Source organism: Streptomyces sp. NPDC050422 (assembly GCF_044458665.1).
Taxonomy (GTDB): domain Bacteria; phylum Actinomycetota; class Actinomycetes; order Streptomycetales; family Streptomycetaceae; genus Streptomyces.
This window is the reverse complement of record NZ_JBITIE010000013.1, coordinates 92,068-115,597: the sequence shown is the minus strand read 5'-3', so window position 1 is coordinate 115,597 and position 23,530 is coordinate 92,068. Positions and strand designations below refer to the sequence as shown.

Here is a 23,530-nt window from a genome sequence, read left to right as displayed (position 1 = left end):
GTTCGGCATCAGGTGGCCGCGGCCGCATGCTCCGGCATGTGGTCGCGGCCTCCCGGGTGCCGGTGGCGCCACACCCAGAAGACCGTGATCGAGGCCACGCACCAGACCGCGAGCACCAGGAAGGGGAAGAGCTTCTGATGACCCTGGTAGTAGACGGCGGTGTGCTGGGCGTTGACGGAGGCGCCCGGCGGCAGCCAGCGTCCGATGTGCCCGAGCAGTGAGGGCAGCAGCGGCCAGGACACGGCTCCGCCGGAGGAAGGGTTCCCCAGAATCACCATCAGGCCCCAGGTCGGGAGCATGGCCCAGCGCCCCATCAGGGTGTTGAACATGGTGAAGACCATGCCCGAGGTGAACATGGTGAGCGCCAGGATCAGCCAGGACTCCGCGAAGGGCAGATCGACGGCGCCCAGCAGCCAGTCCACCACCGCGGCGATGGAGAAGGCTCCCAGCAGCGAATAGGCGATCGTGAAAGCGATCCGTTCCAGCGGGATCAGACTCCTGGCGTGCACGCTCAGCTGGATGGAGCCGACGAAGCCGATGATCACGGCGGCGAGCGAGATGTAGAAGAGCGCGAGTCCACGCGGGTCGCCCTTCTGGAGCGGTTTGACGTCCGCGACGGCGACCTGGATGCCAAGCGCGTCCCCCACCTTCACCGCGGACTCCGCGAGCAGTTGGGCGACAGCGGCGCCGGAGGCACTGGCCACGTCGAGTTCCACCCCGCGGCTGCCGGAGCGCACGATCGTGAAGACCTCCTGCTCCTCCAGCGCCTCACGCGCCGCGGCGGGCGTCCGGTAGACATGGATGACGAGGGAGGCGTCCAGGGCCTTGTCCATCGCGGCGACGAACTCCTTGCCGCGGGCCGTGTCCGGCTGGCTGACCACGGCGGTCGGAATCCGGTGGGGGGTCGGATTGGCCATCGCGTACGTGTACGAGCCGGCGAAGAGCCCCGCGGCTGCCGCGAGGATGAGCACCAGCACCGTCGCCGGGAAGTAGGGCGACTCCTTGTACGCCGCCCACTTCTCGGCCCTGGTCAGCGGCCTGCTGTGCGCCCCGTGGTGCGACTCGGGCTGCATCCCTTGGCGCGGCTCGGGCTGCGACTCGTGGGGCGGCTCGGGCTGCACCCCGTGGGGCGGCTCGGGCTCCTGTCCGGATGTGCTCATGCGTCGCCGTCCTCGTCATGGCGGGCGCGGCTGGGCTGCACCCGTTTCGGTTCGCCCGGCATCTTCGGGTACTCCGGCGGGTACGGCAGGTCGCCGGGGCCGCCGTCGCTCTCGTGGCGGTCGGCGAGTTCCAGCAGCGAGTCGAGCCGGAAGGCCTCCTGGTCCATGTCCGCGTGCACATCCCCCAGTTCCGCGTAGCGGACCGGCATGGTCCGGATGTCGAAGTCGCGCGGCTCGGCGTCATCGACCTCGTCCCAGCGCAGGGGGGCGGAGACCGGGGCGTGGGGCCGGGGGCGCACGGAGTAGGCGGAGGCGATCGTCCGGTCCCTGGCGGTCTGGTTGTAGTCGACGAAAATCCGCTCGCCGCGCTCCTCCTTCCACCAGGCGGTCGTCACGCGGTCGGGCATCCGGCTCTCCAGCTCGCGTCCCACCGCGATGGCCGCCCGCCGGACCTCGGTGAACGTCCAACGGGCCTCGATCGGCACGAAGACGTGCATGCCGCGGCCGCCGGAGGTCTTGGGCCAGCCGCGCAGCCCGTGCTCGTCCAGGACCGAGCGCAGCTCATGGGCGGCGCGGACGGCGTCGGCGTAGTCGGTGCCGGGCTGCGGGTCGAGGTCGATGCGCAGTTCGTCGGGGTGGTCGGTGTCGCCGCCGCGAACGGGCCAGGGGTGGAAGGTGAGCGTCCCGAGGTTGGCCGCCCAGAGGACGGCGGCCACCTCGGTGGGGCACATCTCGCGGGCGGACCGGCCGCTGGGGAAGGAGATCTCGGTGGTGGGGATCCATTCGGGGAGGTTCTTCGGGGCGCGCTTCTGGTAGAAGAACTCGCCCTCGACCCCGTCCACGAACCGCTGCAGGGTGGTGGGCCGGTTGCGCAGGGCACGCAGGATTCCGGGGCCCACGGCAAGGAAGTACTCGGCGACGTCCCTCTTCGTGTAGCCCTTCTCCGGGAAGTAGACCTTGTCCGGATTGGACAGCCGTACGGCCCGTCCCGCCGCTTCCAGCTCCACCGCTTTACCCGCTGCTGCCATGTCGGCCACGGTAGGCCGGGCACACATATGCCGCATATCGGAAGACTCCGGTCGCCGCGCGGTTCACAATCGGGGCATGGACCTGCCGGTGATGCCGCCCGTGAAGCCGATGCTCGCGAAGTCCGTGAAGCAGATCCCGCCGGGCATGCAGTACGAGGCGAAGTGGGACGGCTTCCGCGCGATCGTGCACCGGGACGGTGACGAGGTGGTGATCGGCAGCCGTACCGGCAAGCCCCTGACCCGCTACTTCCCCGAGCTGGTCACCGCGGTCCGGGAGAACCTCCCGCCGCGCTGCGTCGTGGACGGCGAGATCGTGGTGGCGTACGACGGCCGGCTGGACTTCGACCGGCTCAGCGAGCGCATCCACCCCGCCGACTCCCGGGTACGGCTGCTGGCGGAGCAGACCCCGGCGAGCCTGGTCGCCTTCGACCTCCTCGCGCTGGGCGACGACTCGCTCCTGGACACCCGGCAGTCGGACCGGCGCGTGGTGCTGGAGGCCGCGCTCGCCGATGCCTCGGCCCCGGTCCATCTCGCTCCGTCGACCACCGATCCGGCCGTCGCCCAGGAGTGGTTCGAGCGGTACGAGGGAGCGGGTCTGGACGGGGTCGTCGCCAAGCCGCTCGATCTGCCGTACCGGCCGGACACCCGCGCGATGTACAAGATCAAGCACGAGCGGACCGCCGACTGTGTGGTGGCGGGCTACCGCTTCCACAAGAGCGGTCCGGTCGTCGGCTCGCTGCTGCTCGGACTGTACGACGAACGGGGAACCCTGCAGCACGTGGGCGTCTGCGCGGCCTTCCCCATGAAGCGCCGCGCCGAACTGATCACCGAACTCGAACCCCTGGTGACCGATGCCTCCGAGCACCCGTGGGGTTCCTGGGGGGATGCCGAGGCGCACGAGGGATCACGGATGCCCGGCGCCCCGAGCCGCTGGTCGGGGAAGAAGGACATGTCCTGGGTGGCGCTGCGTCCGGAGCGGGTCTGTGAAGTGGCGTACGACCACATGGAGGGCGACCGGTTCCGGCACACGACCCAGTTCCGCCGGTGGCGGCCGGACCGCACGCCTGACACCTGCACGTACGCGCAGCTGGAAGAGGTGGTGCGCTACGACCTGGCCGAGGTGCTGTCGGCGGGCGGCTGAATACGCCGCCCGCCGGGAATCAGTCGGCGGCCGGCGGCACCGACGCCGTGGAGCAGGGCTCCTCGGTGTCCGTGGGGTCGGGCGTCGGTGTCTCCGTGCCTCCCGTGGTGTCCGTCGGGTCCGGCGAGGCGGGGTCCGTCGGGCAGCCGGGCTCCCCCGGGTCGGGCGGCGTGGTGGTCGGGCCGGGGTCGGGGGTGGTGCCCGGTTCGGGGGTGGTGCCCGGGTCGGGAGTCGTCGTCGGGTCCGGGCTCGCGGAGCCGGTGTCGGTCGGATCGGGCGTGGTGCCCGGGTCCGTGGGGCCACCGGGGTCCGGGGACTCCGTGCCGCCCGGCGAGGGGGTCGTGCCCGGGTGCACGGTTCCCGGTGTCGTCGGACGCGTGGAGTGGCTGGGCTGCGGGCCGACCTCGATGCCGCCGTCGCCTCCCGTCCCGGGCCCGCCCACTGGGCGCCTGGGCTCGTTCGGGCTGCCGGCGCCGGGGCTCCTGGGCAGCGCCCCCTTGCCGTCGGGCACCACATGGACGCCGTTGCGGTAGAACTCCATCCAGGACAGCACGGTCCGCAGATAGGTGTCCGAGTGATTGTAGCTCAGGATCGCCCGGTCGAGGTCGCCGCGCACCGTCAGATCGCGGGTGCCGGCGCAGAGATACGCGCCGGCGGCCAGGGACGCGTCGTAGATGTTGCTCGGGTCGCTGCGGCCGTCGCCGTTGCCGTCCCTCGCCCAGTGCGCCCAGGTCGAGGGGATGAACTGCATCGGGCCGACGGCCCGGTCGTAGGTCTTGTCCCCGTCGTACCCGCCGCCGTCCGTGTCCGGGATGTTCGCGAACCCGGCGCCGTTGAGCACCGGCCCCAGGATCGGGGAGAGCGTCGTGCCGTGGGCGTCCACCCGGCCGCCGGCCGCGTGCCCGGACTCGACCTTGCCGATCGCCGCCAGTAACTGCCACGGCAGCCCGCACCCGGGGTCACTGCGCCCGAGCGAGCTCTCCGCCTTGCGGTAGGCCGCGAGCACCGTGGACGGGATCCCCGCCTCGGCCCACGACTGGACAGCGGCCCTGCTCTGCTTGACGCCGGGTTTCGGCGGCTCGGGGCTCTTCAGGGGCGGGAGTTCGGTGTGGTACGAGTCGTCGTTGGGTGCCTCCGACCACGTGACCTCGTCCGTCTCCGTGGTCTGCTTGAGCGCCTCGTCGTGCGCGACGAGTCCCGGCGCCTGGGACGCGGTGAGCGCTGCCATCGCGGCGACGGCCGCTGCGGTGCCGCCGATGCCGCGGCGCATGGTGCCGTTGAACCTCATGCGTGCTCTCCTCTGCCCCGGGTCACCGGGTGAACGTATCGATGGCAGATATCCGCCAGGTGCCGCCCCGGCGAACAGCGTCCACGGCGAACATGGCCGCGGCGTACGTGGTCTCTTCCGACTTGCCCGTACGGGTGTTGCTCTGGTCGGCGAAGATGATCAGCCGGGCGCGGTCGCCGTCGAGCAGCTCCACCCCGCTCTCCGTGACCGTCGTGGTGAGGACCAGCTTCTGCTTCGGCGCCTGCGCCCGTACCTCGGCGAGCATGTCCTCGTGCTGCTGGACGGCCTTGCCCGTCAGGTACTTCTTCACCGCGGCATCGGCCTTGGCGGGCGATGCGTAGTCGTACGAGAACACGGCGCCGACGGCCTCGGTGATCTGCCCCTTCACCTCGCTGGTGCGGGCGATGTCGGTGAGCGCGGTGTTCTGCCGGCTCGGGTCGTCGTTCAGCGTGGCGGCCGAGGTGAACGCCCAGACGGCGAAGGCGCCGAGGAGGACGGTCGCTGCGCACAGCGCGGCGGGCAGCCGGATCCGGAGGCGAGGTGGCCGGCCGGAGCGCGGCTCCTGCTCCTCCTGCTCCCCCTCCTTCTGTTCCTTCTGCTGCTCAGGCTCCTCCCGTGGTTCGTCCGCGCCGGTCCCGGGGTCCACGGGCTCGTGTACGGAGGCGGGTGCGGCAGTGCGTTCGGCGGCGACGGTGGCCAGACGTCGCTGCCGGTTCACGAGGTGACGGGTCGTCGACATGTCCGGGGTCCTCTCGGTGCGGGGTGGGGGTCGGTGGCGTCAGCCGGCGGTGTTGCCGACGGGCGCCTGGCCGAGGGCGCTGAGCTTCCACCCCTCGGAGGTGCGGGTGAGCTGGCCCAGCATCCGGCTCTCCTTCACCGCGGGCTTGCCCTTGGGCGCCGTCACGGTCACCCGCAGCGCCACCATCACTCCCGCCTTGCCGCCCCGGTCGTCGAGCTCGGTGACCGCGCCGGACAGCACCTTGGCCGTGCTGACGGTCTTCGCCTCCTGGATCTGCTTCACGAACCCGTCCCGCCCGTCGACGAGTTGCTGGTGAAGGTCCCCGGTGGTGGAGTCCTCCCAGCTGTCGAGCCCCTCGGCGAGCTGTTCGTGGTCGAGCGTGTTCATGTTCTGTACGGCCTGCTCGCCGGCGGCCAGGGCGTCGTCACGCGCCTGGGCGTACGCCGCCGAGCCGTCGTGCTCCGCCTGGTACCAGGACACTCCGCCCCAGCCCGCGGCGCCGGCCGCCGCGACCGTCAGCACGATCGCTGCCGCAACCAGCGGATTCCTCGTCGTCCGTACCCGTGCCATCGTTGCCTCTCCCTGCCGGCCGGTCTGTGCTGTGCTGTGCTGTGCTGTGCTGCGGTACTGCTCCACGTGGGACTATCTGGAGTTGATCTCTACGATCGTCCAGCGCCCGTCGCGGAGTTGAGCGGTGACCGAGAGCTGAGCGGCGGCCCTGCTGGCGGCCTTCCCCTTGCGTTCGTAGACCTGGTCCAGGAAGACGAGCAGGTGGGCGCTCTCGTCCGTCAGCCTGGTCACCCCGGCCCGCACGACGTGGGTGGTGAGGGTGAGTTTCTGGTCGGCCGCCTGCTTCTCCACCTGGCCGAACAGCGCCGCGTACTGCTGGAGCGCCTTGCCGGCGAGGAGTTGCTTCGCGGACTCCTTGGTGACGCCGGTGTCCTCGGGGCTGTAGGAGAACACCTTCCCGAGCGCGTTGGTGACGTCTCCCGCGACCCGGGTGGTCGCCTCGCTGTCGGTCAGCGCCTTGTTGGAGGTGGCGGGGGTGTCGCGCAACTGGCGTCCCGCGGCGAAGAGTCCGCCGCCGGCTGCGAGCAGCGCGACCACCAGTACCGCCGCCACCACACGCAGCCGGCGGTGGCCCGCGTCCGGTGCCGGCTCGTCCTTGCCGGGCCCGGGTCCACCGTCCGCCGGGGCGTCCTTGCCGGGCTCGTCCGCCGGCGCCCCGTCCGCCGTGGCGTCGAGTTCCCCGACGTCCTCCACATCCGTGCCGGTGGTCACGACCGCCACCCCTCCCTGCCGCTTCATGCGCCGCTCCCGACCGGAATCGCGGTCAGCGCCTTGACCTTCCAACCGTCCGCGGTGCGGGCGAGGGTGGCCTCGAAACGCTTGCGTTCGGTGCCGCCCTTGCCGGTGCGCGGAGTGACCTGGACATCGACGGTCGCGATCATCTGTGCCGTACCGGTCCGCTCGTCGAGCGCGGTGAGCGCCGCGTCGGTCACCTTCCCGCGCGCCGTCGACCCGGATTTCGTCAGCTCGCTCGCGTCCTTGCTCCGGGTGCGTTTCAGCTGATCGTGCAGCGGACCGGTGGAGGACCGGAGCCAGCCGCCGAGACCGGCTTCCACACTGCTGGCGTCCTTGCCGTCCAGGCTGTTGAGCCGGGCGAGGTGCTGCTTCCCGTCAGCCAGCGCGGTGTCACGGCTCTTGGCGTACGCCAGGTCGTCGTCGCCGCGCGCCTGGGCGTAGGACCAGCCGCCGAGTGCGCAGATCAGTAGGGCGGCGAGCAGTACGGCCCAGCCGCTCAGGGTCCTCGTACGGGATGTCATGCGCCGCCTCCCTGGCCGAGGCCCAGCAGGCCGGCCATGCCGCCGGTGGCCGGGGCGGTGTCGGCGGGTACGCCGAGCGCACCGGGGAGCCGGTCCGTCGTGCCGTCACCGAGGAGCATCGAGCCCGGCTTGGCCGGCTCGGGTACGGCCCCACCCTTCGGGGCGTTCGCGCTGCCGCGGACGTTGACGCCGGTGCCGGGCGACGAGGTGCAGCGGGCCGCGGTGTTGAGTGCGGGTCCGGCCGTGACGTCGAGGCCGTTGCGGTAGGTCGTGCCGCCGTACCCGGCGGTGCAGGGCAACGGCTCGAAGAAGGTGATCGACATGCCGAACCTGGCACCGTTCTCGTCGACCGCGCTGGAGCCCGCCGCCGCGACGGCCGGAAGCTTCACCAGAAGCTCCTCCAGTCCGCGCTGCCGGGTGACGGCGACGTCCGACGTGGTGAGGAGGTTGGCGACGACGACACCGAAGCTGGGGTCGAGGTCCCGCAGCAGTCCGCTGATCTGGCTGGTCGCGTCGGGGGCGACCGTGATCAGCTTGCGCAGGTCGGTGTCGGATCCCTTCAGCTCGGCGGCCAGTTCCTTGGCGCCGGAGGCGAAACCCTTGAGCGCTTCGCCCTGTTCGGCCTGCGTGCGCAGCACGGTCTCGCCGTCGATCATCAGCCGGGTGTTGACCGGCAGTGCGTCGTCGGCCGCCTGGACGAAGTCGCTGCTGGTGTCGAGCAGCACCTGGAGGTCGTCGCCGCGGCCCTCGAAGGCGGTGCCGAATTCGTCGACAACCGTGCGCAGCGATTCCAGGTCGACGGAGCCGGCGAGGTCGTCGACGCTGGTGAGAACGTCGGTGACGGGCGCCGGAATGGTCGTGTCGGCCTGGTCGATGACGGAGCCGTTCGCCAGGTACGGCCCATCGGCGCGCGTCGGCCGCAGATCGACGTACTGCTCGCCGACCGACGAGAGGTTGGCGACGACGGCCTTCAGCCCGTCCGGGATGGGCGGGGAGTCCTTCTCGATGCGCAGTTCGGCCTCCACTCCGTCGTCGGTGAGCTCGATGGGGCCGACCCGGCCCACGGAAACGCCCCGGTAGGTGACGTTGCTGTGGGTGAACAGGCCTCCGGTCTGCGGGAGCTGGACCTTGACCGTGTAGTAGCTGCGCATGCCGATGTAGTGGCCGAGGTCGGCGTAGCGGACTCCCAGATAGCCGAGCACGAGCACCGCGATGATCAGGAAGGCGATGTTCTTGAGCCGGATGGCCAGGGTGATCATCAGTTGCTCCCCTTCGTCGTCGAGGTGACCGAGGGAAGGGGCAGCGGCAGCGCCGAGCCCGACTTCTGGGCCGTGCTGCCCGGGACCGCCGGGGGTGTGGAGCCGGCGGGGTCGAGCGGCGGAATGATCTGTGTGCCGGGCATGGCCGTCACATCCAGGTAGACGTTGAGGTAGTCGCCCTTCACCCCGCGCAGCACCTCGTCCGTGAACGGGTAGGTGAGCAGCACCTGGAGGGAGTCGGGCAGGTCCTGGCCGGAGTCGGCGAGGGCCTGGAGTGTGGGGGCGAGGGCCTTGAGGTCGGCGACCATGTCGGCCTTGCTCCTGTTGACCGTGTCGACGGCGACGGTGGAGAGGGTGTCGAGCGAGCGGAGCATCGTCATGAGTGATCCGCGCTGCTTCTCCAGGACCTTCATGCCGGGGCTGAGCCCGGTGAGGACCGTACCGACGTCCTGTTTACGGGTGGCGAGGGTGGCGGAGAGCCGGTTGACCCCGTCGAGGGCGTCGGTGATGTCCCCCTTGTGGTCGTCCAGGTTCGTCACGAGGGTGTTGACCCGCTTGAGCATGGAGCGGACCTGCGGCTCCTGCCCGGCGAGTGCCTTGTTGAGTTCGGTGGTGATGGTCTTGAGCTGATTGATGCCGCCACCGTTCAGGAGCATCGAGAGCGCGCCGAACACCTCCTCGACCTCCGGATTCCGGTTGGTCCGGGTCAGCGGGATGCGGTCGCCATCGGCGAGCGCCCCCTTGGCGGTGCCGGCGGCGGGTGGTGCGAGCTGGATGTACTTCTCGCCCAGGAGGCTGGACTGCTCCAGGTGCGCATAGGCGTTCGCGGGCAGTTTGATCCGCCCGTTGACCCGCATGGTGACCTTGGCGTTCCAGTTGCCCGAGGCGAGCGAGATCTTGGTGACGCGGCCGACGGCCACGTCGTTGACCTTGACCGAGGCCTGCGGGGCGAGGCTGAGTACGTCCCCGAACTCGGCAGTGATCTCGTACGGGTGGTCCCCGAGGTCCGCGCCACCGGGCAGGGGCACCTGGTCGATGCCGGTGAACGTCGGCAGGTCGACCGTGGTGGCGACCAGGGCCAGGCCGACGCCCACCGCGAGCACGGCGGCGACGCCGGTCGCGCGGGCGCCGGGTCTGCGCAGGACGCGGCTCATCGCTTCGCCCCCTTCTTCTGCGTGGCGGTCTTCTCGGGGGTGCCGTAGACGGTCCCCACGGCGGGCAACGGCAGCGAGGGCAGCGCCTTCTGCCGGGCCTCGTCCACGGGCGAGAGCCCGGACAGGGCGGCGGGCTCCTCCGTGAGCGGTCCGCCCATGGAGAGTTCGTTGAGGTTGGTGCGGCCGTTGAGGGTGCGGTTCAACGGGTCGTAGGCGTTGATCACGTTGGTCGCGGCAAGCGGCAGGGTGTCCATGGACTCGGCGAGCGACGCGCGCTGGTCGACCAGGGCCTGGGTGATCGGCACCAGGGCGTCCACGTTCGCCTTCAGGGCGCCGCGGTTGTTCTTGATGAAGGTCTTGACCTGGCCGAGGGCGGTGCCCAGTTCCTTCAGGGCCGCGCTGAGGTTCTTCTTGTCGTCGGCGAGGAATCCGGTGACCGAGTTGAGCTGTTGTTCGGCGGCGCGGACGTTGCCGTCGTTGTCCTTCAGCATGGTGGTGAAGGTCTGGAGGTAGGACAGCGTGTCGAAGAGGTTGCCGCTGCTCCTGTCGAGGGTCTTCGTCGCCTTGCCGAACTGCTCGATGGAGTCCCCGATGGCCTTTCCGTTGCCGTCGAGGTTCTTGGCGCCGGTGTCCAGGAGCTTCGCCAGCGCCCCGTTCGCATTGGCACCCTCGGGGCCGAGCGCGGTGGAGAGCTCCGTGATCGAGGCGTAGAGCTGATCGACCTCGACCGGGGTCGCGTTGCTCGAAGCCGGCAGTTCGGCCTCGTCCGCCAGCACCGGCCCCCCGCTGTACGCGGGGGCGAGCTGCACGTACCGGTCGGCGACCAGGCTGGGGGCGACGACCACGGCATGCGCCTCCTTGGGCACCTTGACGCCCTTGTCCACGCGGAGCCGGACCTTGACCTCCTTGCCCTTCGGCTCCACGCTTTCGACCCTGCCGACTTTCACTCCGAGGATCCGCAGGTCCGATCCGGCGTACACACCGGTGGCCTGGTCGAAGTAGGCGGTGACGGTCGTCGTTCCCTCCTCGTCCATGGCCATCACTCCGGAGGTGGCCGCGACGGCCACGACGGCGAGGCCGGCGCCGATGCCGACGATGCGCGTGATTCTCATGTCAGCGGCCGCCTTGCTGCTTGGGTGGCATGCATCCGGTTGCCGGAGGTGTGGAGGCGGGCAGGTAGTCCTTGGGGACGACCCCGCAGACGTAGTTGTCGAACCAGCGTCCGCTGCCCAGGGTGTTGCCGACGAGCCGGTTGTACGACCCGGCCAGGGACAGCACCTTGTCGAGGCTCTTGCGGTTCTTCACCAGGACGGCGGTGACCCGGCCGAGCGAGTCCAGGGTCGGCTTCAGCTGCTTGTTGTTGTCCGCGACCAGGCCGGTGAGCTGGATGCCCAGGTTCCGGGTGCCGGTGAGCAGCAGGTGGATGGAGTCGCGGCGGGCCTGGATCTCTCCCAGGAGCAGATTTCCGTCCTCCAGCAGGGTTTCGAAGCTGCTCTTCTTGGTGGCCAGCGTCTTGGTGAGCTGCTTGCTGCCCTTGAGCAGGGTGGCCAGCTGGGCGTCGCGTTCGGAGACCGTCCGGGAGAGGGCGGAGAGCCCGTCGGCAGCGCTCTTCACGTCGGGGGGCGAGTCCTTGAAGGTGGCCGAGATCGTCTCGAAGCTCTTGGCGAGCTGCTCGGTGTCGATCTCCCCGATGGTCTCGCCGAGCCCGTTGAACGCCTGGGTGACGTCGTACGGGGAGGTGGTGCGGCTCGCGGTGATGCGCTCGTCCGGATCCTGGGGCCCGGTACCGAGCGGGTCGACGGCGAGGTACTTCTCGCCCAGCAGCGTCTTGATGGCGATGCCCACGGTGGAGGAGTTGCCGATCCACGCGTCCTTGACCCGGAAGCCGACCTTGACCTTGGCGCCGTCGAGGGAGACACCGGTGACCTCTCCGACCTTGACGCCGGCGATCCGTACCTCGTCGCCCTCGCCGAGACCGGCGGACTCGGTGAAGTCGGCGGTGTAGGTGGTGCCACCGCCGATGAAGGGCAGCGAGTCTGCGCGGTAGGCGCCGAAGCCGACGAGGGCCAGGACGAGGAGCCCGACGATGCCGATGGCGACGGGACTGCGTTCCCGCAGGGGTCTGATTCTCATGCCAGGCACCTCGACTGGGTGATCGCGATGCCGGTGGGTGGTGCGCTGCCGTCCTCGGTCGTCACACCGCCGACCTTGGCCTCGCAGAGGTAGAGGTTGAGCCAGGAGCCGTACGAGGCGAGGCGGCTGATCGCCTCCATCTTGGCCGGGGTCTTCTTCAGGAAGTTCTCGATCTGCGGGGTTCCCTTGCCCAGCTGGTCCGAGAGACGCCCGAGTTGTCTGATGTCTTCCTTGAGGGGCTTGCGGCCGTCCTGCAGCAGGTCGGCGGTGACCGTGGTGAGTGCGCCCATCGCCGTGACTGCCTGGCCGAGCGGTTTGCGGTCGCCGGCGAATCCCGTGACGAGCTGCTGAAGCGTGTCGACCAGGTCGTTGAAGCCGGCCTCCCGGTCGTTCACGGTCTTCAGAACCGTGTTGAGGTTCTTGATCACCTCGCCGATCACCTTGTCCTTGGCCGCGACCGTGCTGGTCAGGGAACCGACGTGCTGGAGGATGCTGTCCACGGTGCCGCCCTCGCCCTGGAGCACCTGGACGATGGAGCCCGCGAGCTGGTTGACGTCGGGCGGGGACAGCCCTTCGAAGAGCGGCTGGAAGCCGTTGAAGAGCTGGGTCAGGTCGAGTGCCGGCGTGGTGCGCGAGAGCGGAATGGTCGCTCCGGCGGCGAAGCTCCGGCCGACCGGTCCCGCACCCTGGTCCAGGTCGATGTAGCGCTGGCCGACCATGTTGAGGTACTTGATCGACGCGGTCACCGAGGCGGGCAGTTCGCGTCCCTTGCGGACGGCGAAGCCGACCTCGGCAAGTCGCTTGTCGGCCACCTCGATGGACTCGACCTGCCCGACCTTGACCCCGGCGATGCGGACGCTGTCGCCGACGATCAGACCGGTGGCGTCGGTGAACCTGGCCTTGTACGTGGTGGTGTCGCCGACCCCGGTGTTGGCGATGGACAGCCCAAGGACGGTGGTGGCCAGGACGGTCACCAGAATGAAGACGATCGATTTCGCGAGCGGTCCCGCGAGGGAGCGGCGCTTCACTTGAGCTTCACCTCCGCACCGCGGAAGGCCGGACCGATGAGCACGCTGCTCCAGTCGGGCAGGGTCTGCGGCTGGACTTTCAGTGAGGGAGCGACCAGCTCGTTGACGAGCCGGCTCTCCTGCGGGGAGTTGGGCATGCCGAGTGCGGTGTCCAGGGCCGTGGGCGCGGTGGCGCTCCGCCCGTCGGCGTCCGCCTTGTCGCCGGGGGCGGGCGATGCGGCGGCCCGTCCGGCGGCGGTCGGCTCGGTCGTCCCGACGTACGGCACCGAGTAGCAGTGCGGTCCGCCGGTGGCGTCGTAGACCGGCGTGTCCTTGCCGGGTACGTACTTCCCCTTGGATTTGACGGACTTGACGGTGACGTGCAGGCCGGGCTGATCGGTGCCCTTGCCGAGCGCCTTGTCCATCGCCGGGACGAATCCGGCCACGGTGCGCAGGGTGCAGGGGAATTCGTCGGAGTACTTCGCCAGGAGCTCCAGCGTCGGCCTGCTCGTGGCGGAGAGCCGGATCAGGTTGTCCTTGTTCTCCCGCAGGAACGAGGTGACGTCCTGCGCGGTGGCGGTCGTGGAGCCGTAGAGGTCGGCGAGTTCCGCCTGCTGCTCGGCGATGGTGCCGCTGGTGGTAGTGAAGTCCGTGAGTGCGTCCAGGACGTCGGGGGCGGCGTCCCCGTACACCCTGGTCACCTTGACGAGTTCCTTGATGTCCGCGTTGAGCGTGGGGAGTTGGGGGTTGAACTTCTGGAGGTGCGCGTCGAGCGTGACGAGGGTGTCGCCGAGCTTCTCGCCGCGTCCCTGGAGTGCCTGGGAGACCGCGTTGAGGGTGGCGGAGAGCTTCTCCGGCTGCACGGCGGTCAGCAGCGGCAGGACGTTGTCGAGGACCTCTTCCAGCTCGATGGCGTTGCTGGAGCGGTCCTGCGGGATGACGGCGCCGGCCCGCAGGGTCTGCGCGGAGGGGACGGCGGGCGGAACGAGCGCCACGAACCGTTCGCCGAACAGCGTGGTGGGCAGCATCTGAGCGGTGACGTCGGCCGGAATCCGGTCGAGTTTGTCGGGCTTGATCGCGAGGGTGAGCCGGGCTCCCTCGCCGTCGGCCGAGATGTTGCGGACCTGTCCGATGACGACTCCGCGCAGTTTCACGTCGGCGTTGTCGTGCATCTCGTTGCCGACGCTTCCGGTACGTACCGTCACGGTGGCGTCGTCGGTGAAGTCCTTCTCGTACACCGCGACCGACACCCATATGAGGACGGCGGGCACGAGCAGGAAGGCCACTCCGGCAAGTCTGCGGCGGGTGGACTGCGTGGTCCGGGAATTCATCAGCCGGCCACCTTCACGGTCGTCGTGGCGCCCCAGATGGCGAGCGAGAGGAAGAAGTCGGTGACGCTGATCAGCACGATCGCGTTGCGCACCGAGCGGCCGACCGCCACGCCCACCCCGGCGGGTCCGCCGGTGGCGTGGAAGCCGTAGTAGCAGTGCGCGAGGATCACCATCACGCTGAAGATCAGCACTTTGAGCACCGACAGCAGGACGTCCTGCGGGGAGAGGAAGAGATTGAAGTAGTGGTCGTACGTGCCGGCCGACTGTCCGTTGAACAGGACGGTGACGTAGCGGGAGGCGACGTACGAGGAGAGCAGCCCGATCGCGTAGAGCGGGATGATCGCGACGACACCGGCGATGATGCGGGTGGTGACGAGGTAGGGCATGGAGCGCACGCCCATCGACTCCAGGCCGTCGATCTCCTCGTTGATCCGCATGGCGCCGAGCTGGGCGGTGAAGCCCGCGCCGACGGTCGCGGAGAGGGCCAGCCCGGCGACGAGCGGGGCGATCTCACGGGTGTTGAAGTAGGCGGAGATGAATCCGGTGAAGGCCGCGGTGCCGATCTGGTTGAGGGCCGCGTAGCCCTGGAGGCCGACGACCGTACCGGTGGCGAGCGTCATCGCGATCATCACGCCGATGGTGCCGCCGACGACGCCGAGGCCGCCGCTGCCGAAGGCGACTTCGGCGAGGAGGCGCTGCACTTCCTTGAGGTAGCGCCGCAGGGTCCGGGGTATCCAGACCAGGGCCCGCACGTAGAAGGTGAGTTGGTCACCGGATCGGTCGAGCCAGCTGAGCATCGACATCGGTCAGCTCCCCTTCGCGGGGACGATCTGGAGATAGATCGCCGTGAGGACCATGTTCACGAAGAACAGCAGCATGAAGGTGATGACGACGGACTGGTTGACCGCGTCCCCGACCCCCTTCGGCCCGCCGCGCGGGTTGAGGCCGCGGTAGGCGGCGACGATGCCGGCGATGAATCCGAAGATCAGGGCCTTGATCTCGCTGATGTACAGGTCGGGCAGCTGGGCCAGGGCGGAGAAGCTGGACAGATAGGCCCCGGGGGTGCCGTCCTGCATGATCACGTTGAAGAAGTAGCCGCCCATCGTGCCGACGACGGAGACGAGGCCGTTGAGCAGGACAGCCACCAGCATGGTGGCCAGGACCCGCGGGACGACGAGGCGCTGCACGGGCGAGACGCCCATGACCTCCATCGCGTCGAGTTCCTCGCGGATCTTGCGCGATCCGAGGTCGGCGCAGATGGCCGACCCGGCGGCCCCGGAGACCAGCAGCGCCACGATGATCGGACTGGCCTGCTGGATGACGGCGAGGACGCTGGCGCCGCCGGTGAACGACTGGGCGCCGAGCTGCTGAGTGAGCGAGCCGACCTGGAGGGCGATGACCGCGCCGAAGGGGATGGAGACGAGGGCGGCGGGCAGGATCGTGACGCTGGCGACGAACCAGAACTGCTCGATGAACTCGCGTACCTGGAAGGGGCGGCGGAAGGTCTCACGGCACACGGCTCCGGCGAGGGCGAACAGCCTCCCGGTCTCGCGCAGCGGGGCGAGCAGCCGGGTCGGGCGTCTCTCCTCGGGCGCCTTCTCCGGCACCCGGTCCGCCGGCGGCTCGGGCGGCCGCACCGGCATGGGGGCGGTCACGGGCGCCCACCGCCCGCGGCTGGGCTGTAGCTGTTCAGAATGGCGGTACGGGCGGCCTCCGGCAGCTGCCCCATCATCGACATGACCCGCTCCCGGCGGCGCAGCGCGCCCTGTCGTACGGGCAGGCCCGGCGAGGGCTCCAGCTGCGGGACGACGGTGCGGGGGGCGTTGGCCGAGCTGATGCCCTGCCCGTAGCCGCTCCGCTCCTCGGCGGCGAGGGTGGCGGCGTCCTTCTCCTCCGACATGCCGATGGGCCCTTCGCGCCGCCCGGCGAGGAACTGGGAGACGACGGGCAGATCGCTGGTCAGCAGCACCTCGCGCGGTCCGAAGGTGACGAGGTTGCGGCAGAAGAGCATGCCCATGTTGTCCGGGACGGTGGAGGCGATGTCGAGGTTGTGGGTGACGATCAGCATCGTCGCGTCGATCTGCGCGTTGAGGTCGATGAGCAGCTGCGAGATGAACGCGGTGCGGACCGGGTCGAGTCCGGAGTCGGGCTCGTCGCAGAGAATGATCTGCGGGTCCAGGACGAGTGCGCGGGCCAGACCGGCCCGCTTGCGCATGCCTCCGGATATCTCGCCGGGCAGTTTGTCCTCGGCACCGAGAAGACCGACGATGTCGATCCGCTCCATGACGATGCGGCGGATTTCCGACTCCTTCTTGCGGGTGTGTTCACGCAAGGGAAAGGCGATGTTGTCGAAGAGGGACATCGAGCCGAAAAGCGCACCGTCCTGGAACATGAGCCCGAAGAGCTTCCGGGTCTCCATGATCTGCCGCTCGGGGCTGTTCACCATATCGACGCCGTTGATGAGCACGCGCCCCTGCTCGGGCTTCAGCAGGCCGATGATGGATTTGAGGAAGACGGTCTTTCCGGTACCGGAAGGACCGAGCATCACGCTCACTTCGCCGGCGGGCAGGGTGAGACTGACGTCCTGCCAGATGTTCTGCTTACCGAAGGATTTCGTGAGGCCTTCGACGACTACTTCGATTCCCATCGGCCCTCCCTCGACGTGTCGGTGAACGAAGTCATCTGTCAGCGCTCCGGCTCTGAGAAATCCAATGGCGGCTCGTCACACATGCACCAGGAGGCGCACGTTATGTCCGCCGAAACCGCCAGGACAAGCCGTTGAACAGCGGAAATCGACGAACCAGGTACTCGATGTGGATCACTTGTCACCGAGTGACAAAGTCGCTGAACGGCTTTGTCGAAATCTGCGCAAGATCTCCGGTGTGCGGGTCGGGCCCCACGGCCCCTGAGGGGTGGAGCCACGAGGCCCCGACAGCGGGAACGCCGCCCCTTGGACGGAGAGTCCGGGGCCCGAACCGTTCCCGGTGCGAAATCCGGGTCAAGGGGGGCGCGACCTGGACTCCACGTGCGTCGAACGAGCAGTTACGGACGCGTTTCCGTGCTGCTCACCTGGGACGCTACGGCTCAGTAACCTGCCTTCGCAATAGCGGTTCCTGAACTTTCTGCGCAGCTGTTGATGGCAGCGTTGTTTTTGTACGGAGGTGAGTACGGGCCCCCACGGGGTTGTCGGCAAGTGAGCCATTCCGCAGCACCCGCCACCTATGCCTGTGCTCACTTCCTGAGAAACCCCGCACGACGATGCCCGCCTCGTCCAGGAAATTCCCCGGACGGGGCGGGCATCGGCTGTACGGCATGGAAACGCGCAGAGCAGCGAGCCCGGGCAGCGCACTCAGCGCGTCGGCCGGTACTACTTCACTGCGGAGTGCCAGTACTGGGAAAGCACCTTGCCGGCGTTGGGCAGGACGATCCCCGGCGAGGTGAGTGCACCGCTGTACGTCGACGCGTTGTTCAGGGTGAGGTGGTTGTCCCCGGAAAGCGACGGCAGCCCGGTCTTCAGGTTGACCGCCCAGCTCAGGACTCCGCCCAGGCCGCAGCCGGTGGCCTTCGGCACGTAGAACGTGTCATCGCTCTGGGTGTTTCCGGTGAGCGCGAACCGCAGCATCGCACCCTCGTCGGCATTGGGCGTGCCGTCGCCGTCGAAGCGCTGGATGGCGACGGACGGAGCCGTGCTGTTCTGAGGCCGGAGAATCACGGGGTCCGCGGCCGTGCCGATGTAGCAGTTGGAGCCGAGAAGCGGGTTCTCCAGGTGGATGCGTACGGGCAGCTTCACGATCGGCTGCCCGACGGTCAGCCCGGCCAGCAGATTGAACTCGGTGGGCGTGCCGGCGGACTCCACCGTGGCCTGCACCTTGTTCAGACTGACGTCGGTGATCTGGTTGCAGACGGCGCTGACGACCGGGACGTCACTGGGGCACATAAGCCCGAGCAGGCCACCGGGTATGTTCGTCGGCGCTCCCACGAGGGCCCCGCCCGCGGGCGGAATGACCTTGAACGTACCGGCGGCCGTGTCCTGGATGACACCGAACTGCATGTCGTTGGAGCCCGTGGTGGCCACGGTGGTGCCCAGCTTGATGGCTCCGCCGGGCGAGTACGAGGACACGCAGGAGGCGACGAGGTCCTGGCCGTCCGCGGCGAGCATGGCGGGATTATCGACCGGGCAGCGGGAGAAGGGCGCCCAGTCCCCGTTCAGGTTCGCGGCGCTGACGGCGGCCGAGGCGGACAGCGGAGTCAGCGGGATCGCGACCACCGCTGCGGCGACGGCAGCGAAAAGGCCGGTGCGCCATCTCTTCGGGACAGCTCTCATTACACCCTCGATTCATAGTGGGCCGAGCGGACTGGAATGACTCGTTTTCGGTGGAGAAGGCGGGACAGTAAGCGGTTCAGCGCTGCGGCTTGGGAATCTGAACCGGCTCGCCGTCCTCCGTGCACGCGGTCGGCACGGACTGCGCCGCCGCACAGGGAGCCCCCTGGATCTGCTTCACGGCACCGGGAACACCCGAGATGGAGGCGGTGAAGAGGTCGTCGAGATCCTCGTCGACACCGCACCCCGAGAACGGCGGCACGGTGACCTGCCCGGTGAGCACGCCCCCGGTGACCAGGGTGTAGCCCGACTGGACTTGGTCCTTGAGCACCATCTCCCCCCGCAGTGACAGGGGGAACGGGCGCTCCGTACGGCAGTTGGGGCCGACGTCCAGAGCAACGCCGTTCACCTTCACGTCGCTCAGCCGGAGCCGGAGATTCAGGTCGATGGTCGTCGTGCCCACACTGTTGCCGGGGCTGAGGACCGTCAGGTCGGAGTGGATGTTGGGCAGCGGTTTGCCGTCCGGACCGGCAGCCGGAGGAATCTGGGTCATCTCCAGGGTCGCGGTCGTCGGCATGAAGCCGAACGTCAGGAACGTGCCTCTGGCCGGCGGTAGTTGAGGCTTCCCCTGATAGTCGAGGGTCGCCGTGGAGTCCTGGATGATATGGATCAGGCCGTCCTGGAACTTGATCTGGGTCACCCCCTGCTCGATCTGTGTGCAAGCGAGCGGGAAAAGCGTGGCGCTCTTGAGCTTGGGAACGTCCGCGTAGCCGGTGACGTAGGCGTTCAGGCTGAACTGGTTGTTCTCGTCGCCCACACAGGGCGGCGCCTTCCCGTCCTGCGGGGCCGCGCTCCCCGGTTCCCCGACCTTCGGTGTCGTCTCACGGGCATCGGCGTCGGTGTCGCCGCTGTCGCTGGACGCCTTCCCCTTCCCGGCCTCGGGGGGCTCCGGGGAAGGCCATTCGGGGTCCCCGGCGATGCGCACCGTGGCGAGAGCCAGGTCCTGGTCCGGCTCCGGAGTACATGTCAGCAGCAGTGCCGAGGGCTTGGCGGAGGGATCGTCCGAAGGCGGCGCGGTCAGCAGCGCGGTCAGCTTTCCCGCCGTGAAGGCGAGAGCCCCGGACGCGCCCGCGGTCACCGAGGGGACGTCGCCGGAGGACGTGAGGGTGGGGTGCTCGGCGTCCGGCACGGCCACCGGATCCTCGGTCGTCCCGATCCACACCGTCTCGGCGGTGTGTTCGCCCTGCGCCACCCCCACCGTCAGCTTCGTCTCCACCTCGACCTGGTCCGTCCCCACGGCGGCCAGGTCCGGCAGCCCCGCTTCGGGCAGGGTCAGTTCGGTGCTCACATCAGTGAGCTGAACGGGCTTGTCGACCTCACCCGCCTCCGGGGCCGTCGCGGACACCCGGACCGCGACCTGCTCGGCCCCGGAAGGAAATTCGCAGCCGTACTTCACGTCGATGCGAACGTCGCGACCACCGGCGGACGCCTGCGCACCCGGAATCATTCCGGCCATGAGGACCGCGGCCAGGACGGCTCCGCCCCGCACTGTCGCACGCCCGCGGCTCCGCCCCGCTGTCCCGCGCACCTTCATCCTCTGCCATTCCCTTCCATCGACGGTGCAGACCGCACTGCAGGGAACCCGCGGTGCGGTCTGCTGGAGCATTCGGCTGCCGGGCGGTCCGTCAGGTGCCGATGATGCTGGTGATGCCGGTGACGCTGTAGTCGCCCGTGAAGGTCGGGTGGGATCCGTTGGCGACGATCCCGGCACAGGCGGCGGTAGCGCCCGAGACGGTCAGCTGGTGTGCGCTGGAGTTGGAGACGTTGAGCTTCTTGGTGCTGTTGGTGTACTTGGCGTTGACCTCACCGGCGACGTTGAAGGAGCAGGTGAGGACGGTGAGCTTGGCCTGGATGTTCTTGATGTAGCCGGTCGTCACACCCGAGGTGTAGTCCTGGGCGACGAGCTGCCAGGCCGGCGAGGTGATGGCGACCGGCGTCACGGGGCCGAGTGCACTCGTGCACGGGGCGGCCGTCGTTCCGAAGGTGGCCGAGGTGATGTTGCCGACCGTGGCGGGGTTGCCGGTGGCGCTGAACGCGGAACCGCCGGCGCTCGCCGTCGGGCACGTGAGCGGAATCCCGCTCACCGAGAGGACCGTGTTGGTCGACACGGCGGTGAACGGTGCCGGGTTCGCCGTGACTGTCCACGTGGTGGCGGCGAATGCCATGGCCTGGGTGGCCCCGAGCACGACAGCGGCAGAAGCGACGCCGGTTGCGACGGCGATCTTCTTGAGGGTATTACGCACAGTTAGTTCCTCCGATTCGACAATGCGGGTGGCACTGCTTGCGGGGACGCGCTCCACAGCTGCCCAAGAGGCAGGAAGCACGTCTACGAACCACTTCTCCGAGGGGAGACGTACACTCTCGGCCACATATAATCTGTGACAGGCCGTGACGTTACTTGCGAGAAACTTCCAGCACAATCCTGCTGGCCAAGATTCCCGCCAGCAGCTTTTTTTGTCATCCGCAGGTCACTAAATGGCGCAGATCGATTGTCACTTGGTGCGCAAATTCCGGGCCGGACCCGCCCTTCGGACCCACCGCCGCCGGACTCACCGGCCAACGGACCCGCCCGCCGGCAGCCGAGGCGATACCAGCCACACCCCCGACGGTTGTCCGAAATTGACCACTCCCTCCCCACCTGCACCGGAGCCCCGCAACCGCGCAGAAGTGTGTGCACCCTGCACTTCGATCTTGCACAAGTGGTGTGCACGGCCGCAGACTTGGACTATCTTCATCGCGAACTTGGTACGCACCTGTCGGTTCGTGGGAGCGCTTTCCCCCACCGCCTCACCCCCACCGGGCGCTGGAAAGCAAGGGGACACGTCATGCCGAAAGTCATTTCTCCATTGGACACGGGGGACCCGCTGGGGCCGCTTCCCCAGGAGTTCGCCGCGATTATGCGGCCAGAACTCCCCAGCCTCACCAAGGAGATCGGCGTCGAGGTCACCCGCGCCTATCCGGAATACGCGCGCCTGCTCAGCGGGCCCAACGGCCAGGCCATTCGCGTCGGGGTGGAACGGAGCCTCTCCTCATTCGTGGACCTGGTGGCCGAACCATCCACATCGACCTCGTTGCGTGACGACATGTGCCGTCGATTCGGGCGCTTCGAGGCCTACGAGGGCCGCACCATGGAAACGCTCCAGGGCGCCTATCGACTGGGTGCCCGCATCGCCCTGCGACGGGCGAAGAAGGTCGGCCGCAGTTACAACTTCTCCCCCACACTGATGCTCAGCTTCGCCGACGCGCTCTTCACCTACATAGACGAGCTCGAATCGCTGTCCCGCGAGGGATTCCTGGAAGTGCAGTCCCAGACCGGCGAACAGGGCGAGGCCATGCGCCGACGCCTGCTCCATCTGATCCTGGCCGGGCGCCCCGTCCCCCGTTCCGCCATCGCCGAGCTGTGCGAGCAGACCGGGTGGATGCTGCCGGAGGAGGTCACCCTCGTCGCGGCCCGGTCCCCTGCCGGCCTCGACCGGGCCAGTGCCGACCACGACATCCTGGTCGACCTGAGTGACCCCCAGCCCCACCTGCTGATCCCGGGCCCCCTGGACGACGCACGAAGATCCATGCTCGACCATGCGCTCCTCGGCACCCGTGCGGCGATCGGACTGACCGTCCCCACCGCCCTGGCCTCGGACTCGATCCGCTGGGCCAGGCGAGTCCTCGAACTCGTCGACGCGGGTGTCATCGACGACGCACCGTTCATCCTGTGCGAGAACCACCTCATCACTCTGTGGCTGCTGTCCGATCCGGTCCTCCTGGACCAGCTCGCCCAACGGGAGCTCGCCCCCGTCGCCGGCATCAGCGCCACCCGGCGGGAACGGCTGATCGAGACACTGCGCATCTGGCTCGACACCCGCGGCACAGCCGCCCACATGGGCGAACTCCTGGACGTGCACCCACAGACCGTCCGGTACCGCATGCGCAACCTGGAGTCCATCTTCGGCCGGCAACTGACCGATCCGGAGAGCAGGTTCTCCACCGAGGCGGTCCTGCGGGCGCTCCAACTGCAGGACCGCGCCGACGGCTCCCCCCTGTAATCCGCCCACAGAACCGTTTCCGGCCAGAACACGGCCTTCACTGCGCGTCAACTTACTTATGGGTAAGGCGAAATACCCGGTCACTCCCAAACGGTTGCCACACGGAGACGTTCTCAACGAGAAACCTGGAACTGCGTCCCGTACATATGGAGGAGTCGACCGCCCACCCGGCGGCCGCAACGCACGACCTCCTGGCCACCATTCGAGAGGGAACCCCCATGACCGCCTCGCACCTGCTCGTCCCCGTACCGATCCCGGACCGCATCGCGGCGCTGATCGGCTCCTGCATCCCGGCGCACATCCTGGAGGCCGAGTTCGACGCCGAGTGCGCCGCGCGCGAGGTCCGCAGCTTCCGCGGCCCGCGGCTCGACATCGAGGACCAGGCCGACCGCGAGCAGGCCCTCTCCGAGTTGGCCCGCGCCAACAAGGTGCTCTCCGCCCACCACCCCCGGCTGACGGTGCACCCCGGCAGCTCCTGGTGACTCCCCGCCGCGCCTCAACCTTGCGGAGACGCCGCCCTGCGCTTACCTTACTCAGAAGTAAGTTTACTCCAGAGTAAGGAACTGGCGTGGCCGACAACAGCAGCGGCAACCTCACCGACGAACTGACGGCACTCGACTTCGCGGCCGTCTCCCCGCAGGAGTTCGCACGGATCGTGAAGGGCCTGTCGGCCAAGCAGCTCGGCGAGGTCATGCACGGCGAACTGCGCACCCGGGTGCTCGGCGAGGTCTTCGGCCGGATGAAGCAGCAGTTCCGCCCCGACGCGGCGGGACAGCTCAAGGCGCTGATCCGATGGAAGATCACCGGTGACACCGACACGGTCTACGAGACCGCGATCGCCGACGGCACCTGCACCATCAGCGAGGGCCGCTCCGACGCCGAACCGCGCACGACGCTGGTGATGGCCGACGCGGAGTTCCTCAAGCTGGTCTCCGGCAACGGCAATCCCGTGACGATGTTCATGATGCGCAAGCTGAAGGTGGCCGGCGATGTCGGCCTCGCCTCGGGCCTCACCCGCTACTTCGACATCCCGAAGGCCTGAG

Annotated in this window: 23 protein-coding genes; 4 read left to right on the top strand and 19 right to left on the bottom strand. The window is 68.8% G+C overall.

Annotation, left to right across the window (positions count from 1 at the left end; translation table 11 throughout):
- Window positions 1–8: 8 nt before the first annotated feature.
- Complete coding sequence (locus ACIBJG_RS21825; RefSeq protein WP_399309751.1) at window positions 9–1,073, bottom strand: ABC transporter permease; 1,065 nt, start codon at window positions 1,071–1,073, stop codon at window positions 9–11.
- A gap of 83 nt (window positions 1,074–1,156) precedes the next feature.
- Complete coding sequence (gene ligD / locus ACIBJG_RS21820; protein ID WP_399309750.1) at window positions 1,157–2,167, bottom strand: non-homologous end-joining DNA ligase; 1,011 nt, start codon at window positions 2,165–2,167, stop codon at window positions 1,157–1,159.
- Window positions 2,168–2,264: 97 nt separating this feature from the next.
- On the opposite strand from ligD, the gene ACIBJG_RS21815 reads away from it, so the two are divergent.
- Window positions 2,265–3,329, top strand: a complete 1,065-nt coding sequence (locus ACIBJG_RS21815; RefSeq protein WP_399309550.1) for an ATP-dependent DNA ligase — start codon at window positions 2,265–2,267, stop codon at window positions 3,327–3,329.
- 19 nt (window positions 3,330–3,348) lie between these two features.
- On the opposite strand, the gene ACIBJG_RS21810 is transcribed toward ACIBJG_RS21815, so the two are convergent.
- The 17 genes from ACIBJG_RS21810 to ACIBJG_RS21730 all read right to left on the bottom strand — a co-directional run bounded on the left by ACIBJG_RS21810 (window position 3,349) and on the right by ACIBJG_RS21730 (window position 20,690).
- Entirely contained in the window at window positions 3,349–4,617 is a 1,269-nt protein-coding gene (locus tag ACIBJG_RS21810; protein WP_399309548.1) for a lytic transglycosylase domain-containing protein, read from the bottom strand.
- A gap of 22 nt (window positions 4,618–4,639) precedes the next feature.
- Window positions 4,640–5,356, bottom strand: coding sequence for a hypothetical protein (locus ACIBJG_RS21805; RefSeq protein ID WP_399309546.1), 717 nt, complete (start codon window positions 5,354–5,356; stop codon window positions 4,640–4,642).
- Between the two features lie 39 nt (window positions 5,357–5,395).
- Window positions 5,396–5,926, bottom strand: a complete 531-nt coding sequence (locus ACIBJG_RS21800; protein WP_399309544.1) for a nuclear transport factor 2 family protein — start codon at window positions 5,924–5,926, stop codon at window positions 5,396–5,398.
- Window positions 5,927–5,998: 72 nt separating this feature from the next.
- Window positions 5,999–6,664 carry a hypothetical protein gene (locus ACIBJG_RS21795; protein ID WP_399309542.1) on the bottom strand — a complete coding sequence of 222 codons (666 nt, stop codon included), beginning with the start codon at window positions 6,662–6,664 and terminating at the stop codon, window positions 5,999–6,001.
- A complete protein-coding gene (locus ACIBJG_RS21790) occupies window positions 6,661–7,182 on the bottom strand; it encodes a hypothetical protein (protein ID WP_399309540.1) in 522 nt (173 codons plus the stop codon). Before ACIBJG_RS21790 ends, ACIBJG_RS21795 begins: the two co-directional genes overlap by 4 nt.
- A complete protein-coding gene (locus ACIBJG_RS21785) occupies window positions 7,179–8,441 on the bottom strand; it encodes an MCE family protein (RefSeq protein WP_399309539.1) in 1,263 nt (420 codons plus the stop codon). The genes ACIBJG_RS21790 and ACIBJG_RS21785 overlap by 4 nt, the downstream gene beginning before the upstream one ends.
- Window positions 8,441–9,595 carry an MCE family protein gene (locus ACIBJG_RS21780; protein WP_399309537.1) on the bottom strand — a complete coding sequence of 385 codons (1,155 nt, stop codon included), beginning with the start codon at window positions 9,593–9,595 and terminating at the stop codon, window positions 8,441–8,443. Before ACIBJG_RS21780 ends, ACIBJG_RS21785 begins: the two co-directional genes overlap by 1 nt.
- The gene (locus tag ACIBJG_RS21775) at window positions 9,592–10,707 is read right to left on the bottom strand and encodes an MCE family protein (protein WP_399309535.1); all 1,116 of its coding nucleotides are present in this window, start codon (window positions 10,705–10,707) and stop codon (window positions 9,592–9,594) included. The genes ACIBJG_RS21780 and ACIBJG_RS21775 overlap by 4 nt, the downstream gene beginning before the upstream one ends.
- Window position 10,708: 1 nt before the next feature.
- Window positions 10,709–11,728: an MCE family protein gene (locus ACIBJG_RS21770; RefSeq protein WP_399309533.1), complete on the bottom strand. Its 1,020-nt coding sequence runs from the start codon at window positions 11,726–11,728 to the stop codon at window positions 10,709–10,711.
- Window positions 11,725–12,756, bottom strand: a complete 1,032-nt coding sequence (locus tag ACIBJG_RS21765) for an MCE family protein (protein ID WP_399309532.1) — start codon at window positions 12,754–12,756, stop codon at window positions 11,725–11,727. The genes ACIBJG_RS21770 and ACIBJG_RS21765 overlap by 4 nt, the downstream gene beginning before the upstream one ends.
- Window positions 12,753–14,066 carry an MCE family protein gene (locus ACIBJG_RS21760; protein ID WP_399309530.1) on the bottom strand — a complete coding sequence of 438 codons (1,314 nt, stop codon included), beginning with the start codon at window positions 14,064–14,066 and terminating at the stop codon, window positions 12,753–12,755. The genes ACIBJG_RS21765 and ACIBJG_RS21760 overlap by 4 nt, the downstream gene beginning before the upstream one ends.
- On the bottom strand, window positions 14,066–14,869 hold the full coding sequence (locus ACIBJG_RS21755; protein ID WP_399309528.1) for an MlaE family ABC transporter permease: 804 nt from the start codon (window positions 14,867–14,869) through the stop codon (window positions 14,066–14,068). The genes ACIBJG_RS21760 and ACIBJG_RS21755 overlap by 1 nt, the downstream gene beginning before the upstream one ends.
- A 3-nt stretch (window positions 14,870–14,872) precedes the next feature.
- The gene (locus ACIBJG_RS21750; protein WP_399309526.1) at window positions 14,873–15,721 is read right to left on the bottom strand and encodes an MlaE family ABC transporter permease; all 849 of its coding nucleotides are present in this window, start codon (window positions 15,719–15,721) and stop codon (window positions 14,873–14,875) included.
- Window positions 15,718–16,713: an ABC transporter ATP-binding protein gene (locus ACIBJG_RS21745; protein ID WP_399309524.1), complete on the bottom strand. Its 996-nt coding sequence runs from the start codon at window positions 16,711–16,713 to the stop codon at window positions 15,718–15,720. The genes ACIBJG_RS21750 and ACIBJG_RS21745 overlap by 4 nt, the downstream gene beginning before the upstream one ends.
- Window positions 16,714–17,433: 720 nt before the next feature.
- On the bottom strand, window positions 17,434–18,390 hold the full coding sequence (locus ACIBJG_RS21740) for a hypothetical protein (RefSeq protein ID WP_399309522.1): 957 nt from the start codon (window positions 18,388–18,390) through the stop codon (window positions 17,434–17,436).
- Window positions 18,391–18,466: 76 nt separating this feature from the next.
- Window positions 18,467–19,981, bottom strand: coding sequence for a DUF6801 domain-containing protein (locus ACIBJG_RS21735; protein ID WP_399309520.1), 1,515 nt, complete (start codon window positions 19,979–19,981; stop codon window positions 18,467–18,469).
- Between the two features lie 91 nt (window positions 19,982–20,072).
- The gene (locus ACIBJG_RS21730) at window positions 20,073–20,690 is read right to left on the bottom strand and encodes a hypothetical protein (protein ID WP_399309518.1); all 618 of its coding nucleotides are present in this window, start codon (window positions 20,688–20,690) and stop codon (window positions 20,073–20,075) included.
- A gap of 582 nt (window positions 20,691–21,272) precedes the next feature.
- Here ACIBJG_RS21730 and ACIBJG_RS21725 point away from each other — a divergent pair.
- The 3 genes from ACIBJG_RS21725 (at window position 21,273) to ACIBJG_RS21715 (ending at window position 23,529) form a co-directional block, all read left to right on the top strand.
- On the top strand, window positions 21,273–22,487 hold the full coding sequence (locus tag ACIBJG_RS21725; RefSeq protein ID WP_399309516.1) for a helix-turn-helix domain-containing protein: 1,215 nt from the start codon (window positions 21,273–21,275) through the stop codon (window positions 22,485–22,487).
- Window positions 22,488–22,705: 218 nt separating this feature from the next.
- The gene (locus ACIBJG_RS21720) at window positions 22,706–22,969 is read left to right on the top strand and encodes a hypothetical protein (protein ID WP_399309514.1); all 264 of its coding nucleotides are present in this window, start codon (window positions 22,706–22,708) and stop codon (window positions 22,967–22,969) included.
- Between the two features lie 86 nt (window positions 22,970–23,055).
- Window positions 23,056–23,529 carry an SCP2 sterol-binding domain-containing protein gene (locus tag ACIBJG_RS21715; RefSeq protein ID WP_326656336.1) on the top strand — a complete coding sequence of 158 codons (474 nt, stop codon included), beginning with the start codon at window positions 23,056–23,058 and terminating at the stop codon, window positions 23,527–23,529.
- Window position 23,530: the final 1 nt, after the last annotated feature.